This window comes from Sphingopyxis sp. LARHCG72 (genome assembly GCF_052871675.1).
Window position 1 is genome coordinate 455,300 of sequence record NZ_JBIXJU010000003.1, and the last position, 15,108, is coordinate 470,407.

General features: G+C 66.3%; 14 protein-coding genes. 6 read left to right on the plus strand and 8 right to left on the minus strand.

Annotated elements, in window-relative coordinates; genetic code table 11:
• Position 1: 1 nt before the first annotated feature.
• Both ACIPPQ_RS09835 and ACIPPQ_RS09840 read right to left on the minus strand, forming a co-directional pair.
• Positions 2-1,231 carry a pyridoxal-dependent decarboxylase, exosortase A system-associated gene (locus tag ACIPPQ_RS09835; protein ID WP_446543920.1) on the minus strand — a complete coding sequence of 410 codons (1,230 nt, stop codon included), beginning with the start codon at positions 1,229-1,231 and terminating at the stop codon, positions 2-4.
• Positions 1,228-2,760, minus strand: a complete 1,533-nt coding sequence (locus ACIPPQ_RS09840; protein ID WP_446543921.1) for an acyl-CoA ligase (AMP-forming), exosortase A system-associated — start codon at positions 2,758-2,760, stop codon at positions 1,228-1,230. The genes ACIPPQ_RS09835 and ACIPPQ_RS09840 overlap by 4 nt, the downstream gene beginning before the upstream one ends.
• A 35-nt stretch (positions 2,761-2,795) precedes the next feature.
• Between ACIPPQ_RS09840 and ACIPPQ_RS09845 the strand changes: the two genes are divergently transcribed.
• The 4 genes from ACIPPQ_RS09845 to ACIPPQ_RS09860 are packed head-to-tail and all read left to right on the plus strand — an operon-like array spanning position 2,796 to position 5,516.
• Positions 2,796-3,791, plus strand: coding sequence for a GNAT family N-acetyltransferase (locus tag ACIPPQ_RS09845; RefSeq protein ID WP_446543922.1), 996 nt, complete (start codon positions 2,796-2,798; stop codon positions 3,789-3,791).
• Entirely contained in the window at positions 3,788-4,054 is a 267-nt protein-coding gene (locus ACIPPQ_RS09850) for a phosphopantetheine-binding protein (RefSeq protein WP_446543923.1), read from the plus strand. Before ACIPPQ_RS09845 ends, ACIPPQ_RS09850 begins: the two co-directional genes overlap by 4 nt.
• A gap of 14 nt (positions 4,055-4,068) precedes the next feature.
• Entirely contained in the window at positions 4,069-4,737 is a 669-nt protein-coding gene (locus tag ACIPPQ_RS09855; RefSeq protein ID WP_446543924.1) for a hypothetical protein, read from the plus strand.
• Positions 4,722-5,516 (plus strand): hydrolase 1, exosortase A system-associated, encoded by a 795-nt coding sequence (locus tag ACIPPQ_RS09860; protein ID WP_446543925.1) that lies wholly within the window; start codon positions 4,722-4,724, stop codon positions 5,514-5,516. The genes ACIPPQ_RS09855 and ACIPPQ_RS09860 overlap by 16 nt, the downstream gene beginning before the upstream one ends.
• 36 nt (positions 5,517-5,552) lie before the next feature.
• Here the strand turns inward: ACIPPQ_RS09860 and trxB are convergent, their stop codons facing one another.
• On the minus strand, positions 5,553-6,518 hold the full coding sequence (gene trxB / locus ACIPPQ_RS09865; protein ID WP_446543926.1) for a thioredoxin-disulfide reductase: 966 nt from the start codon (positions 6,516-6,518) through the stop codon (positions 5,553-5,555).
• A 93-nt stretch (positions 6,519-6,611) separates the two neighbouring features.
• On the opposite strand from trxB, the gene ACIPPQ_RS09870 reads away from it, so the two are divergent.
• Both ACIPPQ_RS09870 and ACIPPQ_RS09875 read left to right on the plus strand, forming a co-directional pair.
• On the plus strand, positions 6,612-7,235 hold the full coding sequence (locus ACIPPQ_RS09870) for a class I SAM-dependent methyltransferase (RefSeq protein ID WP_446543927.1): 624 nt from the start codon (positions 6,612-6,614) through the stop codon (positions 7,233-7,235).
• 18 nt (positions 7,236-7,253) lie between these two features.
• Positions 7,254-8,588 (plus strand): caspase family protein, encoded by a 1,335-nt coding sequence (locus tag ACIPPQ_RS09875; protein ID WP_446543928.1) that lies wholly within the window; start codon positions 7,254-7,256, stop codon positions 8,586-8,588.
• Positions 8,589-8,592: 4 nt separating this feature from the next.
• Here the strand turns inward: ACIPPQ_RS09875 and trhO are convergent, their stop codons facing one another.
• From trhO to ACIPPQ_RS09900, 5 genes are all read right to left on the minus strand, one after another.
• The gene (trhO, locus tag ACIPPQ_RS09880) at positions 8,593-9,327 is read right to left on the minus strand and encodes an oxygen-dependent tRNA uridine(34) hydroxylase TrhO (protein ID WP_446543929.1); all 735 of its coding nucleotides are present in this window, start codon (positions 9,325-9,327) and stop codon (positions 8,593-8,595) included.
• A 27-nt stretch (positions 9,328-9,354) separates the two neighbouring features.
• Entirely contained in the window at positions 9,355-11,370 is a 2,016-nt protein-coding gene (locus ACIPPQ_RS09885; protein ID WP_446543930.1) for a GMC family oxidoreductase N-terminal domain-containing protein, read from the minus strand.
• Between the two features lie 81 nt (positions 11,371-11,451).
• Entirely contained in the window at positions 11,452-12,075 is a 624-nt protein-coding gene (locus ACIPPQ_RS09890) for a DJ-1/PfpI family protein (protein WP_446543931.1), read from the minus strand.
• Positions 12,076-12,113: 38 nt separating this feature from the next.
• Entirely contained in the window at positions 12,114-12,608 is a 495-nt protein-coding gene (locus ACIPPQ_RS09895) for a hypothetical protein (protein WP_446543932.1), read from the minus strand.
• A gap of 260 nt (positions 12,609-12,868) precedes the next feature.
• Complete coding sequence (locus ACIPPQ_RS09900; RefSeq protein WP_446543933.1) at positions 12,869-14,962, minus strand: malate synthase G; 2,094 nt, start codon at positions 14,960-14,962, stop codon at positions 12,869-12,871.
• Positions 14,963-15,108: the final 146 nt, after the last annotated feature.

Here is a 15,108-nt window from a genome sequence, read left to right on the forward strand (position 1 = left end):
GTCAGACGAGCATTTCGCGCGCCGGCCCTTGCCCCAGGAAGGCGGCCGGGCTCGCGCTCGCGCCATAAGCCCCCGCCTGGAAGATCGCGATCAGGTCACCGACCCCGGCGTGCGGCAGCGCCACCTGGTCGCCGAGCCGGTCGAGTGGGGTACAGAGGCAGCCCACGACCGAGACCGTTTCGGCCGGCTCGGCGCCGAACGCGTTCGCAACCGCGATCGGATAGTTGCGGCGGATCACGGTGCCGAAATTGCCGCTGGCGGCGAGCTGGTGATGGAGGCCGCCGTCGGTGACGAGGAAGGTCTCGCCATGGCTCGTCTTCCGATCGACGATGCGGGTCAGATAGACGCCGGCTTCGGCGACGAGCCAGCGTCCGAGTTCCATCGCGAAATGGCTTTTGGCGAGGATCGGGTCGCGCGCCGCCAGCGTCCCGGCGAGCGCCGTCCCGACGGCAGCGGCATCGACCGGCTTGTCGCCGGGGAAATAGGGCACGCCCATGCCGCCGCCGAGGTTGACGAGCGGTGGGGTCTCGCCGATCTCGTTCGCGAGCTTTGCTGCGAGCGCAACCGTCTGCGCCTGCGTATCGGCGATGGCCGCGGCGTCAAGCGCCTGCGATCCCGCGAAAATATGGAAACCCTGCCAGTCGGCGCCAGCCTCCAGCAAGCGCCGGACGAGCGCCGGAACCTCGGCCGCATCGACCCCGAAGGGTTTGGCGCCGCCGCCCATCTTCATGCCCGACCCCTTGAGGTCGAAGTCGGGATTGACGCGTACCGCGAGGCTGGGCGTAAGGCCGAGATGCTCGGCGATCGACAGCGCGCGGGTCGCCTCGCCCGCGGATTCGAGATTGAGCGTCGCGCCGGCGGTGATCGCCGCCTCGAGTTCACGATCGCGCTTGCCGGGTCCGGCAAAGCTGATGTCGCCCGCCGCCATCCCGCTGGCGAGCGCGGCCTTCAGCTCGCCGCCCGACGCGACATCGAACCCGTCGACCAGCGTCGCCATGAAGGCGAGCAGCGGCGCATAGGGGTTCGCCTTCATCGCATAGTGAAGCTGGACTTCGGCAGGCATGGCGGCGCGCCATTCGGCGACGCCCGCAGCCAGCATCGCGCTGTCATAGACGAACAGCGGGGTGTCGCCCGCCATGTCGGCGAGCGCCTCGGCGCGGTCGCCGCCGATCAGCAACATGCCGCCCGCATCGGCGCGAAAGCCGGGCGGGATCGGGCCGTGCGGCTTCATGCCGTCACCTCCTTTGCCCAGTCGGCGGCGATCGCCACGCGGTCGAGCTTGCCATTGGGATTGCGCGGCAAGGCATCGCGCCATTCGACCGCCTGCGGCTGCATGAAATTGGGCAGGTTCTGGCGAAGATATGCCGCAAGCCCCTCTTCGTCGGCGACGCCGTCCTTGCCGCGCACGATGAGGACGATCGCCGCGCCGAGCCGCGGGTCGGGCACCCCGAACGCCACCGCTTCATAGATCAGCCCCGATGCGACCGCGACATCCTCGACCTCGGTCGGGCTGACGCGATTGCCCGCGGTCTTGATCATCGCATCGTCGCGGCCGACGAAATAGAGGAGGCCTTCGGCATCGCGGCGCACCGTGTCACCCGACCACACCGCCATCCCGCCATAGCGCGAGCCGGCAGGCGCGAGCTTGAAACGCTGCGCGGTGCGCTCTTCGTCCTGCCAATAACCCTGCGCGACGAGCGGGCCGCAATGGACAAGTTCGCCGCGCTCATCGTCGGCAGCGATCGTCCCGTCGGGGCGGCATACCAAAATCTCCGCGTGCGGGATCGCGCGCCCCATCGATGTCGGATGACCGGCGACGAGTTTCGGGTCGAGATATGTCGATCGGAAAGCCTCGGTCAGCCCGTACATCGGGTAGATGTCGGCGCGCGGGAACGTCCTGCGCATCGCGTCGATCAGCGACGGCGTGAGCGCCCCTCCGCTGTTGGTGAGGCGTTTCAGATGGATCGAGGTTTCAGCAGGCCATTCGGCCTCGACGAGTTGCACCCAGAGCGGCGGCACCCCGGCGAGCGTCGTCGCCTTGTGCCGCGCGACCGCCTTCACGACGTCGCGCGCGGTGAGATAATCGAGCGGCGCGACCCCCGCGCCCGCATACCAGCTCGAAAGCAGCTGGTTCTGACCATAATCGAAGCTGAGCGGCAAGACGCCGAGCACGCGGTCGTCGGGGACGATCTTCAGATAGGAGGCGACGCTTTCGGCGCCGAGCCACAGGTTCGCATGGCTGAGCATCACGCCCTTCGGCCGGCCGGTCGAGCCGCTGGTATAGAGGATCGCGGCGAGATCGCCGGGTTCGGCGATCGACGGCGGCAGCCCCTGCCCGCCCGAATCGATCACCTCTTCGGCGATCTTCAAATCCTGTACCGCGCATTCGTCGGGCAGTCCGCCGCCGAGCGCATCGGCGCGCGCGCCACCCGTGACGAGCAATTTCGCGCCGCTGTCGGACAGGATGTGGGCGACTTGCGGCCCCTTGAGCAGCGGATTGACCGGCACATGAATCAGCCCCGCGCGCGCCGCGGCGAGCGGCATCAGGCAGGCAAATCTTGTCTTGGCGCTCCAACTCGCGACGCGCTCGCCGGGGCCGCCCGCCTGTTCGAGCAGCCACGACGCAAGGCGTCCGACACCGGCATCGAGTTCGGCGAAGGTCGTGACACGGTCGCCGATCAGAAGCGCGGCCGCGTCCGGCGCGCCACAGCGGGCGAGATGGTCGAGCGGTCTCGATGATGGGTTTTCGGCTTTGGTCATCGGCTGTTAGGAGTGAAGTGATAGAGGGCGGCACCATGCAAGGGAACGGTGAACATCACGCTAATGATGAGCGGCTGCCCGCCACAGCGCGCGCGGCCGGATTTGCGTCCCCGTTCGACCGGGCAGCGTGGTTCGACCTTCTGGAAGCGCACGGCTTTGCGGGGCGGGGCCGTTTCGACGCGCATGGCAGCGCCGGTTCGACGACGGCATGGCTACCCCTGCGGATCGAGAAGCCCGGCGACTTCGCGGGACTGACCAACTGGTACAGCTTTTCGATCCGCCCGCTTTTCGATGGCGACGGCAATCGGGAGGGCGCACTCCGCGCGCTCTTTTCCGGAATTCGCCGAAAGGCCGCCCGATTGACGCTTTTTCCCGTGGTCGATCCGGGCGAGCTTGTCGCGGAACTCCGCGCCGCGGGCTGGCGGGTGAAGGCGACGCCCGCCGGCGACCGCCACTGGCTCGACCTCGGCGATATGGATCATGACGCATGGTGGGCCAGCCGCCCCGGCGCGCTGCGCAACACCGTCCAGCGCAAGGCGAAGAAGGGCATCGTCGACATCCAGTTGCTCGCCGATTTCGATTCGGGAAGCTGGGCGGCCTATGAACAAATCTACGCCGCAAGCTGGAAACCCGAAGAAGGGCATCCCGCGCTGCTCCGCGCCTTTGCCGAAGCCGAAGGCACCGGCGGCCGCCTCCGCATGGGGATTGCGCGCATCGACGGCACCCCCGTCGCCGCGCAGTTCTGGACCGTCGAGGACGGCACCGCCTTCATCCACAAGCTGGCGCATGTCGAGGACAGTCTGAAAGCCTCGCCCGGCACCTTGCTGTCGGCGGCGCTGTTCCGCCATGTCATCGAGATCGACGGCGTGAAGTGCGTCGATTTCGGCACCGGCAACGACGGGTACAAGCGCGACTGGATGAACCGGCACGATCCGCTGTGGCGCATCGAGGCTTTCAATCCGTCGCGCGTCGCGGCATGGGGACCGGCATTGAAGGCATTTGCCCGTTCCGTGTTGAGGAAAGAAACGTGACCGATAGCAGCTCCGTCGACGCCACCCTTCGCGCCCTGCTCGCCGACGTGCTCGGCCTTGGCGAGGCCCGCGCCGCCGCGCTGACCGACGACAGCGGCCTGTTCGGCGAACTGCCCGAGTTCGATTCGATGGCGGTCGCGACCGTGCTGACCGAGATGGAAGACCGGCTCGGCATCATCATCGACGATGACGAGATCGATGGCGAAATCTTTGAAACCTACGGCAATCTGCTCGCCTTTTCGCAGCGCAAAGTGACCGACTGACCCCGGATGCGCGTATGAGCGAACATATCCTGCGCATCGACCCCGCGGGTGCCGCCCGCGCCACCATCCTGATCGTCCCGCCGCTGTTCGAGGAAGCGAACCGCACGCGCCGCACGCTGGTGCTCGCGATGCGCGCGCTCGCGGCCGATGGCTTTGCGGCCCTGATCCCCGACCTCCCCGGGCAGAATGAGAGCCTTGTGCCGCTGGTCGAGATCGATCTGGCGCGTTGGCAGGACGCGCTCGCCGAAGTTGCGGCGACCATCGACGGTCCGCTCATCGTGGCATCGATGCGCGGCGGCGCGCTGATCGATCATCGAGCGGAAGCGGCTGCGTGGTGGCGGCTGGCCCCCGTCGGCGGCGCCTCGCTGCTCCGCACCCTGATGCGCGCACGCGTCAGCGCCGATCGCGAGGCCGGACGGACCTCTTCGCTCGAAGTCTTGCAGGAGCAGGCGCAGACCGCATCGCTGCTACTTGCCGGCAATCTTTTGTCGCCCGCCATGGTCGCCGGGCTCGGCACCAGCGAGACGCAAGCGGTAGCGCCCTTGCGCAGCATCGGCCTCGGCACCGACGGGATCGCCGGCACGCCCTTGTGGCTACGCGCCGAGCCGGGCGAAGATAGCGCGATGGCGGCCGCGATCGCCGCCGACATCGCTGCATGGAGCACGACATGCGGCATCAGCTGAGCTTTGCCTGCGAAGGCGCTGCCCTCGCCGCGAGCCTTGACGAGGCGGCGGGCGGTACGGGGCTGCTGATCGTGTCGGGCGGCAACGAGATTCGCAGCGGCGCGCATCGCGGGATGGCGATGCTCGCGGCGCGGATCGCCGCCGAAGGCTATCCGGTGTTTCGTTTCGACCGGCGCGGGATCGGCGACAGCGAGGGCGCGAACGGCGGGTTCGAGAGCAGCGGCCCCGATATCGCGGCGGCGATCGCGGCATTCCGCGCAGCGGCGCCGCATGTCTCGCGCATCTTTGCCTTGGGTAATTGCGATGCGGCGAGCGCGTTGTTGCTTCATCAGCCGCTGGCGCTCGATGGACTGATCGTCGCCAATCCTTGGACCTATGACGGCGAGGCCGAAGAAGCAGACGAGCCCGCGCTGCCCCCTGCCGCCGCTATCCGCGCGCGTTATCTGTCGCGATTGAAGGACCCGAAGAGCCTTCTGCGACTGATCACGGGCGAGGTGGATTTCCGCAAATTGTTCCGCGGTCTTTCGGCGCTCAAGGCTCCGGCCGCCCCCGCCGCGCCCGATAGTCTCGCGGCGCGGATAGACGGTGCGATAGCCGCGCTCGGGGCGCCCGCGACGATCCTGCTCGCCACTGGTGACCGGACCGCGCAGGCTTTTATGGAAAGTTGCCCGTCGGCGCTAAGCCGCCTTCCCGTCGAACGCCTCGCCAGCCCGTCGCACAGCTTTGCCGGCGACGATGGCGAGTGGCTCGCCGAACGGATTTTGGCGGCACTCAAATAATCGTCGCCCCCGCTTTCACGGGGGCGACGAATTGCATCAGGCGTCGGCCAGCGCGTGATATTCGGCTTCGGCGAGGAAGCGTTCGGCGTCGAGTGCGGCCATGCAGCCCATGCCCGCCGCGGTCACCGCCTGACGATAGACCTTGTCGGTGACGTCGCCCGCCGCAAAGACGCCGGGGATCGAAGTCAGCGAGGTGCCCGGCGTGACCTGCAGATAGCCATCGTCGTCGAGCGGCAGCTTGCCCTTGAACAGCTCGGTCGACGGGCTGTGGCCGATCGCGACGAAGCCGCCGTCAGTCGGCTCGTGGCTCGCCTCGCCGGTCACGGTGTCGATCAGGTCGACACCGACCAGCCCCGAAACGCCCTCGCCCGCGACGAAACGGTCGACGCGCTTGTTCCACAGTATCTTGATCTTCGGGTTGACCATCAGCCGGTCCTGCAGGATCTTTTCGGCGCGCAAATGGTCGCGGCGGTGGATCAGCGTCACATCGTCGCTGTGGTTGGTGAGGTAGAGCGCTTCCTCGACCGCGGTATTGCCGCCGCCGATCACCACGACCTTCTTGCCGCGATAGAAGAATCCGTCGCACGTCGCGCACGCCGAGACGCCCTTGCCGCCGAGTTCCTGCTCGCCCGGAACGCCGAGCCATTTGGCCTGTGCCCCCGTCGCGATGACGAGCGTGTCGGCCATATAGACGTCACCGCCGTCGCCCGTCAGCTTGAACGGGCGGCGCGACAGGTCGACGTCGACGATCGTGTCCCAGATCATGCTGGTCCCGACGTGCATCGCCTGCGCGGTCATCTGTTCCATCAGCCAGGGGCCCTGCACGACCTCGGCGAAACCGGGGTAGTTTTCGACATCCGTCGTGATCGTCAGCTGGCCGCCGGGCTGCAGCCCCTGCACCACGATCGGCATCATGCCCGCGCGCGCCGCGTAAATGGCGGCCGACAGGCCGGCGGGGCCGGAACCGAGGATGAGCATCTTGGTATGGTGGACGGCGGGCATGGCGATCTTTCGTTGACTGTGCGGGCAGGCACAGATGGGTGTTGCCAATAGCGCTAGCAAGGGTCACCTTCCACGCCAAGGGGAGACTGGCGAATGGCAAGCTGGTGGGAACGTCATGGGGTGCCGCGGCTGATCAAATGCGCCTGCTCGCAGGGGCAGATCATGAAGCTGCGCAGCAAGGTCGTGCCGCACGCGCGCGGCCATGTGCTCGAACTCGGCTGCGGCGGCGGAATCAACATGGAATTCTATCGGCCGGGCCAGATCGAGAGCTTCAGCGGGCTCGACCCCTCGCCCGAACTGCTGACGATGAGCGTTGCGGCCGCCGCCGCGCGCGGGATTGAGGCCGACATCCGCGAAGGCGTCGGCGAAGCGATGCCGTTCGAAAGCGGGCAGTTCGATACGGTCGTCACGACATTCACGCTCTGCTCGGTTGGCGATCAGGCGGCGGTGCTCAGCGAAATCCGCCGCGTGCTGAAGCCGGGCGGGACCGCGCTGTTCCTCGAACATGGCGCCGCGCCCGATGCCGGGGTCGCGAAGTGGCAGCGGCGGATCGAGCCGGTGTGGAAGCGCGTCGGCGGCAATTGCCACCTCACCCGGCCGATCAGCGAGGCCTATGAAAAAGCCGGGTTCGCGGTCGATCGGCAGGCGGCCGCTTACATACCGAAAACACCGCGGCCGTTCGGCTGGACCGAATATGGGGCGGCGCGCCCCACATAGCGCAGAGAGGATATCGCGATGATGCGATTCTGGCTTGTCACCCTCACCGCCCTGTTGCTTCTCGCGCCCTCGGCGGCCGAAGCACGCAAGGTGGCGCTGATCATCGGCAATGGCGATTATGCGAACACCAGCCGGCTGGTGAACCCGGCAAACGACATCAGGATCATCGCGGCGTCGGCCCGCCAAGCGGGCTTCGACGATGTGACGATCGCCGCCGACCTCGCGGTCAACGATTTCCAGAAGGCGATGCGCGACTTTCGCGCCAAGGCCGACGGGGCCGACGTCGCGATGGTCTATTATGCCGGGCACGGGATCGAGGCGCAGGGCAAGAACTGGCTGATCCCTACCGACGCGCAGCTGAAATCCGATCTCGACCTGCCGTATGAGGCGATCAATCTCGACCGGTTGATGGAATCGGTGTCGGGGGCGCAGATCCGCATGATCGTACTCGATTCATGCCGCAACAACCCGTTCGGCCGCTCGTGGCGGTCGGGAACGCGCGCGGTAGTGAACGGCCTCGCGGGGGTCGAGGCCGACGATGTGCTCGTCATCTTCGCCGCCGCGCCGGGGCAGACCGCCGCCGACGGGACAAGCGGCAATTCGCCGTTCGCGACGTCGCTCGCGAAGCGCCTGCCGCAGCCCGATATGCCCGTGCAGCTGCTCGGCGGGCTGATCCGCGACGACGTGCTCAAGGCAACCGGCGGAAGCCAGCGGCCGTTCGTGAGCGCGAGCATCACGGGCACGCCGGTCTATCTGGTGCCGCGCACGACACCGGCGAATGTCCCGGCGACCGGCAACCGCAGCGGGCTGGAGGAGCTGTTGTGGAAGGGCGCAATGGCCGAAAACAGCGTCCGCGGCTTCAGCGCCTATCTCGCCGAATTTCCGGCGGGCAAATATGCCGGGCAAGCGAGCGAGAATATCGACCGCCTGTCGAAGGACCCCGGCGCGGTCATCCCGCCGGTGACGATGGTCGCGATGAAGGCACCGGCCCCCGCGGCGCGACCGGCGGCGCGAAAATTCACCCTGTCGAACATCCGCGTCGAATGCGTCAAGCTGACGGGGCGACTGGGGCTCGGCCTGCCCGACCAGCTGTTCCTGCGCTTCAACACCGGACAGCGTTTTCCCGAAGGGAAGAGCGAGATCTATTCGATCAAGAAGGGCGAGAGCTGGGTGGTGCCCCAAAGCTTCGATTTCGACCAGCCGGTGAGTTTCCAGCTGCGCGAGTTCGACGATATCGGCGGCAGCGACAATATCGGGACGATCGATCTCGGCGACGCGCCGGGGACGTTCACCAAGACGCTGGGCGGCGACGCCAGCGACTACCGGGTGACCTATACGCTGACGGTTGCCTGACGGCTCAGCCGGGGCCGGGCTTGTCGCCGACCTCGACCAGCCCGTGCCCGACACTCACGCGCTCGTCGAAGACGAAGCAGCTGCCGTGCCAGCGGCTGTCAGCCTCGGGCACCTGTTCGAGATAGGCGAGTATACCGCCCTTCAGGTGGACGACATCCTCGACGCCTTCATGCCGCAGGAAGGCGGTGGATTTTTCGCAGCGGATACCGCCGGTGCAGAACATCGCGACGCGCTTGCCCGCAAATTTGTCAGCGTTCGCGCGCCACCAGTCGGGAAATTCGCCGAAGCTCTTCGTCTCGGGGTCGATCGCGCCCGCAAAACTGCCATAGCCGACCTCGAAGCCGTTGCGCGTATCGATGAGCACCGTATCGGGGTCGTCGACCAGCGCGTTCCAGTCGGCGGGATCGACATAAGGCGCGGCGCGGCGTGCGGGGTCGAGCCCCGCCACCTTCATCGTCACGATTTCCTTTTTCAGCCGTACCTTCATGCGCTGGAACGGCATGTCGGCGGCCGCCGAATATTTGACATCGAGTAGCGCGCAGTCGGGAAGCGCACGGATATGATCGATCACCGCTGCAATCCCCGCGCCGCCGCCCGCGATCGTGCCGTTGATACCTTCGCGCGCGAGGAGCAGCGTCCCCTTCACGCCTTCTGCGGCGCACAGGTCGATCAGCGGCTGGCGCAGCGCGGCGGGATCATCGAACGACGCGAAGCGGTAAAGGGCGGCAACCTGGAACATGCGCGCGCATGTAGGCGCGATTGCGCGTCAGCGAAAGGGATCGCCGCGCCCCGTCGCATATTGCGCCATCGCCATCGTCGTCCATTGCGCATTCACGCGGATGCAGCTCGGGAAAACGCTCGCGTCGGTGACGAACACATTGGTCGTTTCGTGAACGCGGCAGTCGAGGTCGACGATGCCATATTGCGGGTTCTCGTTGATCGCATTGCCGCCGTGCGGATGGCTGCTCGACAGGGTGACGTCGTCCTGTTCGCGGATCGCATCGCGGAAGAAAGCGTCGACATCCATGTCGGGCGTGATCTTTTGGCCCTTCGCCAGCGCAGGATAACATTCGAGCGCGCCCGCCGCGAAATGCACCTTGGTCAGCGTCGCCATCGCATCGCGCAGCACCGGCAAGTCGTCGCTGGTGTCGAGGCTGAATTTCAGCTTGCCGTCGACAATCTGCCCGCGGCGGTCGGCGGGAAAGAGGATACCCGCCGAATGGACGCGTCCGAAATTCTTCATGCGCGTGGCATGGTCGCCGAACCAGCCGGGCATCAGGGACGCCATCGACATCGGCGGCTGGAAATGGCTTTCGAGCAGGAAGTCGCCGCAATCGACGTAGCTCGACATCTGGTCTTCGTCCCACGCATCGCCGCCGACGCCATCGGGCATCAGCGCAACGACCGGCGAAGCCACGTTCAAGGAAACCTGATAGCCGGTGCCGTCGATGTCGCTGCGGTCGAGCAGCTTCGACGAGGCGATCGTACCCGCCGCAACGACGACCCCGACGCGCGCGCGCACCAATGTCTTCGACCCGTCGGGCAGGACCAGCTTCACCGCCTCGGCCTCGCGCCGGCCGTCATAGGCGGCTTGCCAGACGATCCGTTCGGCCTTCGTCCCCGGCAGGATGCGCGCACCGAAATCGCGGCACGCCTCGGGCAAATAGGTCTGCGCGATCCCCATGCGGCGGCCATAGGCGCAGCCCGAATTGCAATATCCGCAATAAGCGCAGGCATTGACCGTGTTCGGCGGGCCGAAATTCTTGGCGAACCAGTCGGCGATCGCGCGGCTGTCGCGCGGGTTGGTCGAGCCCGCGGCATAGGCGTGCCAACCCTCGATCAGGTGCGGGCCGTTGTGGCGCCCGCTGCGCGGTTCGATCGGCGCGATACCGAGCTTGGCCTGCACCGCGTCATAGCTGGCATGAAAGGCGGCGGCGTCGACTGGCGCGCCGATGCTCGCCCATTTGGCGAGCACGTCCTTTGCGTCGGGGTGCGTGCGCCCCGCCTCGTTGACGCGCAGACAGATGCCGTTGTTGATCGTCGACGACCCGCCGACGCAGCGCCCCTGGAACACCACGAAATCGCGATTGGTCGAGGTTTGCAGCGCGCCGTGCTTGTAGAGCTTCGCGATCATGTCGAGTTCGTGATGCGTGATCGCGTGACTGGGATAGAAAGGCCCCGCTTCGACGATCAGCACCTTATAGCCCTGCGCAGCGATATTATAGGCGGCGACCCCGCCGCCGGCGCCCGAACCGATTACGACGACATCATATTCGTCCTCGAGGCTGGCGGCATCGAGGATATGGGAGGGGTCGATCTCGCGCCCGCGTATCGGCTCCAGCGGCACATCATAGCCACCACGCTGCCGGAATTTGGGGAGCGTGAAACCGATCTGGCGGTGCACCGGATTATGGGCGTTCGCGCCCTGGTCGCCCGGCTCGAGCCCCGGCTGCCAATGGCCATAGTAGCAGGCGTAGATGACGCCGCGCAGCCGCGCCATATCCTGGAACAGGTCGATCTGGCTGTTCTGCAGCCGGTCGCGCAGCTTTTCGGCGCGCCCCGCGACATCGTCCTCGGTAAAGAAGGGCCCGCCCAGCACGATCTCGGTCGCGGTCAGCGACAGCCGGATCTCGTCGAGCTTGGTCCCGCCGACCTTTTCGAACAGGTCGCAGACATTGGCGACGACCTGATCGGCCGAAATCACCATCTCGGCATCGTGAAACAGCGCTTCGGTCAGCGCCTTCAGAAATTTGAGCTGCCCGAAATTAAATGGTGCCATCATCGCCCTGCCCCCAGTTTGCGCACGCTGCAAAATGCCGGATTATAGCAGGCCGGGGCAAGCCGTATTGTACGGGATCGCCAGTTATGCGGTGCGGACGACCCTCTCGACTGGAAGGAACGGCAGCACCGCCGCCATCGCGCGCGTCACATAATCCTCTTTTTCGCCGACTGGCGCTACATAATGCAGCGCCTCTTCGGCCGCAGCCGTCCCGGCGAGCCGCGCGATGATCCACGCGGCGAGATATTGCGACGCGAGGCAGCCGCCCGCGGTCGCGACATTGCCGTGTGCCACAAACGGCGCGTCGAGCACCTCCACCCCGGCCTCGATCACCCACGGCTTGGTGGTGAGGTCGGTGCAGGCGGGAAGCGCGCCGATCAGCCCGAGCTTTGCGAGCAACAGCGTCCCCGAACATTGCGCACCGATCAATTGCCGCGCCGGGTCAAGTCGGATGCGCCCGAGCATCAGCGGGTCGGCCGCAATCTCGCGCGTCTTGATCCCGCTGCCGATAATCACCGCGTCAGCCTTGGCCGCGAAATCGAGCGGCTGCTGCCGTTCGATCGTCACGCCGTTCATCGAGATAACCTGCGGCGTCGGCGAGGTGATGTGCGCTTCCCAGCCCTGCCCGCGGAGGCGGTTCAGGATAGCCGCGGCTACGAACGAATCGAGTTCGTTGAAGCCGTCGAAGGTCAGCACCGCAATCTGCACGTCAAAACTCCCGGAAAAATGCCAGCAAAGGGCGCGCCCTATACGACGCCCTCGAACACATCTTCAACCCAGCGCGACCGCGCGGCTGTGTCGCGCGGCGACGCGAGGTAATGGCTCCACGCCGCGCTCTCGTGCGCGACAATACCCAGTTCCCAGACGCAGAAGGTCGGACGCACCACGCCGGACGTCTCGGGATAGCCGGGGTCGAAGGGCGCGAACGCCGGCATGTCGCCGTGGCGATACCACACGGCTTCCCAGAGTTCGTTCGACCCGCGCCACACCGACACGAGCAGGAAATAGAAATTGGCGCCGCAGCGGTGGAGGATCACGAAACCGCAATCGCCCTCGGCCAGCACCGCCGAAGCATGCTCGGCGAACCATTGGTCGCAGAGCCTTGCCACATCTTCAGGTACCGGCGCATCGGCGGCGGCCAGATGATAGAGCTTCATCGCCGCGCCGCCGGCTTCGACGAGCGCACGATATTCGGCCTGCTTCGGATAATGGCGATAGGCGGGATCGACGGCAGCGGACATGGAATCTCCGATCATGTTGCCATTTTGTTCTACATGCCATTGCGGCACTGCGCAATGGGGCTAGCGATGATCGTGAGCGAGATAACGGCGGGGCTTGGGGGTGGGAAGCGGTCCTTATCGATCATCCACTTCCGTCATCCCGGGCTTGACCCGGGATCCGCCTTTTCCTTCAAGAAGGCAGGCCCCGGATCAAGTCCGGGGTGACGATGATGGATAGGCAACTTCCGGTCGTCAGCTTCCGCTCGTCAGCTGCCGGTCGCTCACGCCGCCTTTTTCGCCTGCCGATATTTGTGCAGCAACGGCTCGGTATAGCCCGACGGCTGGGTCACGCCTTCGAAGATCAGCGCGCGCGCAGCCCGGTACGCGATACCGTCGGGGGTCAGCTTTTCGTAAAGCGCATCGCCCGCATTCTGCGCGTCGACCTTCGCCGCCATGCGCGTCAGCGCGGCGTCGACCTGTTCGGGGGTGCAGACGCCGTGAAGCAGCCAGTTGGCGAGCGCCTGGCTGGCGATGCGCAGCGTCGCCCGGTCTTCCATCAGGCCGACGTCGTCGATGTCGGGGACCTTCGAGCAGCCGACGCCTTGATCGATCCAGCGCACGACATAGCCGAGGATGCCCTGGCAATTGTTATCGAGTTCGCGGGTGATTTCGGCTTCGCTCCAGTTGCGTCCCGTGGCGACGGGGATGTTCAGCAGGCGGTCGAGCGAGGGCACCGCTTCGCCCGCGATTTCCTTTTGCCGCGCGAAGACATCGACCTGATGATAATGGAGCGCGTGGAGCGTCGCGGCGGTCGGCGACGGCACCCACGCGGTGTTCGCGCCCGATTTGGGGTGGCCGATCTTGGCTTCGAGCATGGCCTTCATCAGGTCGGGCATCGCCCACATGCCCTTGCCGATCTGCGCCTTTCCCGAAAGCCCGCAGGCGAGGCCGATGCGGACATTGCGGTCCTCGTAGGACGCGATCCAGTCGCTCGCCTTCATCTCGCCCTTCGGGATCATCGGACCCGCGCGCATCGAGGTGTGGATTTCGTCGCCGGTGCGGTCGAGGAAGCCGGTGTTGATGAAGACGATACGGTCCTTCACCGCGTGGATGCACGCAGCGAGGTTAGCCGAGGTCCGGCGCTCCTCGTCCATCACGCCGACCTTCATCGTGTGGCGCGCGAGGCCGAGCATATCTTCCACGGCATCGAACAGCCGGTTCGTGAAGCCGCATTCCTCAGGGCCATGCTGCTTGGGCTTCACGATATAGATGCTGCCCGCACGGCTGTTCCTGTGCGTGCCGAGACCCTTCAGATCGTGGAGCGAGCAGAGGCTGGTGATCACCGCGTCGCACAGACCCTCGGGCGCTTCGGCGCCACCGGGCAGCTTGATCATCGGGGTCGTCATCAGATGGCCGACGTTGCGCACGAACATCACGCTGCGGCCGTGGAGCGTGAAAGCCTCGCCCGACGGCGAGGTCCATTCGCGGTCGGCCTCCATCGCGCGCGTCACCGTCTGCCCGCCCTTGGCGAAGCTTTCGACAAGATCGCCGCGCATCAGGCCGAGCCAGTTGGTGTAGCCGAGCGTCTTGTCCTCACCGTCGACCGCCGCGACCGAGTCTTCGAGATCGATGATCGTCGTCAGCGCGGCCTCAAGCACAACGTCGGCGATGCCCGCGGGGTCGGTCTTGCCGATCGCGCTGCCGGGGTCGATCACCAGCTCGATATGCAGGCCGTTGTGGCGGAGCAGGATGCCGCCGGGCTTGCTGCCGACCCACTGCGCGGGGTCGGCGAGCGCGGGCTCACCGCCCTGCCAGTCGGTCCAGCTTCCCGATGCGAGCGGTACCGCTTCGTCGAGGAATGCCTTGGCGCGCGCGATCACCGCGGCGCCGCGTTCCGCGTCATAACCGCCGGGCCTTGCCGGCGGCGCGTCGAGCGCGTCGGTGCCGTAGAGCGCATCGTAAAGGCTGCCCCAGCGCGCATTGGCGGCGTTGAGCGCGAAACGCGCGTTGAGCGCGGGCACGACGAGCTGCGGCCCCGCCATCGTCGCGATTTCGGGATCGACATTCTGCGTGCCGACCTGGAATGGCGCGGGTTCGGGGACGAGATAGCCGATGTCGCGGAGGAACGCCTGATAGGTCCCAGCATCGTGCGCCTGTCCGGCGCGCGCCTCGTGCCAGGCGTCGATCTGCGTCTGCAGATCCTCACGCTTCGCTAGCAGCGCCGCATTCTCGGGCGCGAATTTGCCGAGCAGGTCCGCGAAATCTTCCCAGAATTTCGTGACATCAAGCCCCGTCCCCGGCAGCGCGCGCTGCTCGACAAAGTCGGCCAGACGCGAATCGACGGACAGGCCGGAGCGATCGAGAAATTCAGTCATGCAAGCACCCTCTGGTCGGCGCGGCTGCGCCAGTGGACCCGGGGAGGAAAGGGCCGCTGCCCTATGCCGCGATTGGTTTCGATTGGCAATGGGCGCTTTTCAACGGGGGCCGGGTAGTTTACGTTGCAACGCACAACGAAAAAATC

What these genes read in the sequence shown, in the direction of transcription:
- ACIPPQ_RS09855 (WP_446543924.1), top strand. Translation starts at nt 4,069, where the DNA reads ATGAGCGAACATATCCTGCGCATCGACCCCGCGGGTGCCGCCCGCGCC.
- ACIPPQ_RS09870 (WP_446543927.1), top strand. Translation starts at nt 6,612, where the DNA reads ATGGCAAGCTGGTGGGAACGTCATGGGGTGCCGCGGCTGATCAAATGC.
- ACIPPQ_RS09860 (WP_446543925.1), top strand. Translation starts at nt 4,722, where the DNA reads ATGCGGCATCAGCTGAGCTTTGCCTGCGAAGGCGCTGCCCTCGCCGCG.
- ACIPPQ_RS09835 (WP_446543920.1), bottom strand. Translation starts at nt 1,231, where the DNA reads ATGAAGCCGCACGGCCCGATCCCGCCCGGCTTTCGCGCCGATGCGGGC.
- ACIPPQ_RS09840 (WP_446543921.1), bottom strand. Translation starts at nt 2,760, where the DNA reads ATGACCAAAGCCGAAAACCCATCATCGAGACCGCTCGACCATCTCGCC.
- trhO (WP_446543929.1), bottom strand. Translation starts at nt 9,327, where the DNA reads ATGTTCCAGGTTGCCGCCCTTTACCGCTTCGCGTCGTTCGATGATCCC.
- ACIPPQ_RS09900 (WP_446543933.1), bottom strand. Translation starts at nt 14,962, where the DNA reads ATGACTGAATTTCTCGATCGCTCCGGCCTGTCCGTCGATTCGCGTCTG.
- trxB (WP_446543926.1), bottom strand. Translation starts at nt 6,518, where the DNA reads ATGCCCGCCGTCCACCATACCAAGATGCTCATCCTCGGTTCCGGCCCC.
- ACIPPQ_RS09885 (WP_446543930.1), bottom strand. Translation starts at nt 11,370, where the DNA reads ATGATGGCACCATTTAATTTCGGGCAGCTCAAATTTCTGAAGGCGCTG.
- ACIPPQ_RS09875 (WP_446543928.1), top strand. Translation starts at nt 7,254, where the DNA reads ATGATGCGATTCTGGCTTGTCACCCTCACCGCCCTGTTGCTTCTCGCG.
- ACIPPQ_RS09845 (WP_446543922.1), top strand. Translation starts at nt 2,796, where the DNA reads ATGCAAGGGAACGGTGAACATCACGCTAATGATGAGCGGCTGCCCGCC.
- ACIPPQ_RS09895 (WP_446543932.1), bottom strand. Translation starts at nt 12,608, where the DNA reads ATGTCCGCTGCCGTCGATCCCGCCTATCGCCATTATCCGAAGCAGGCC.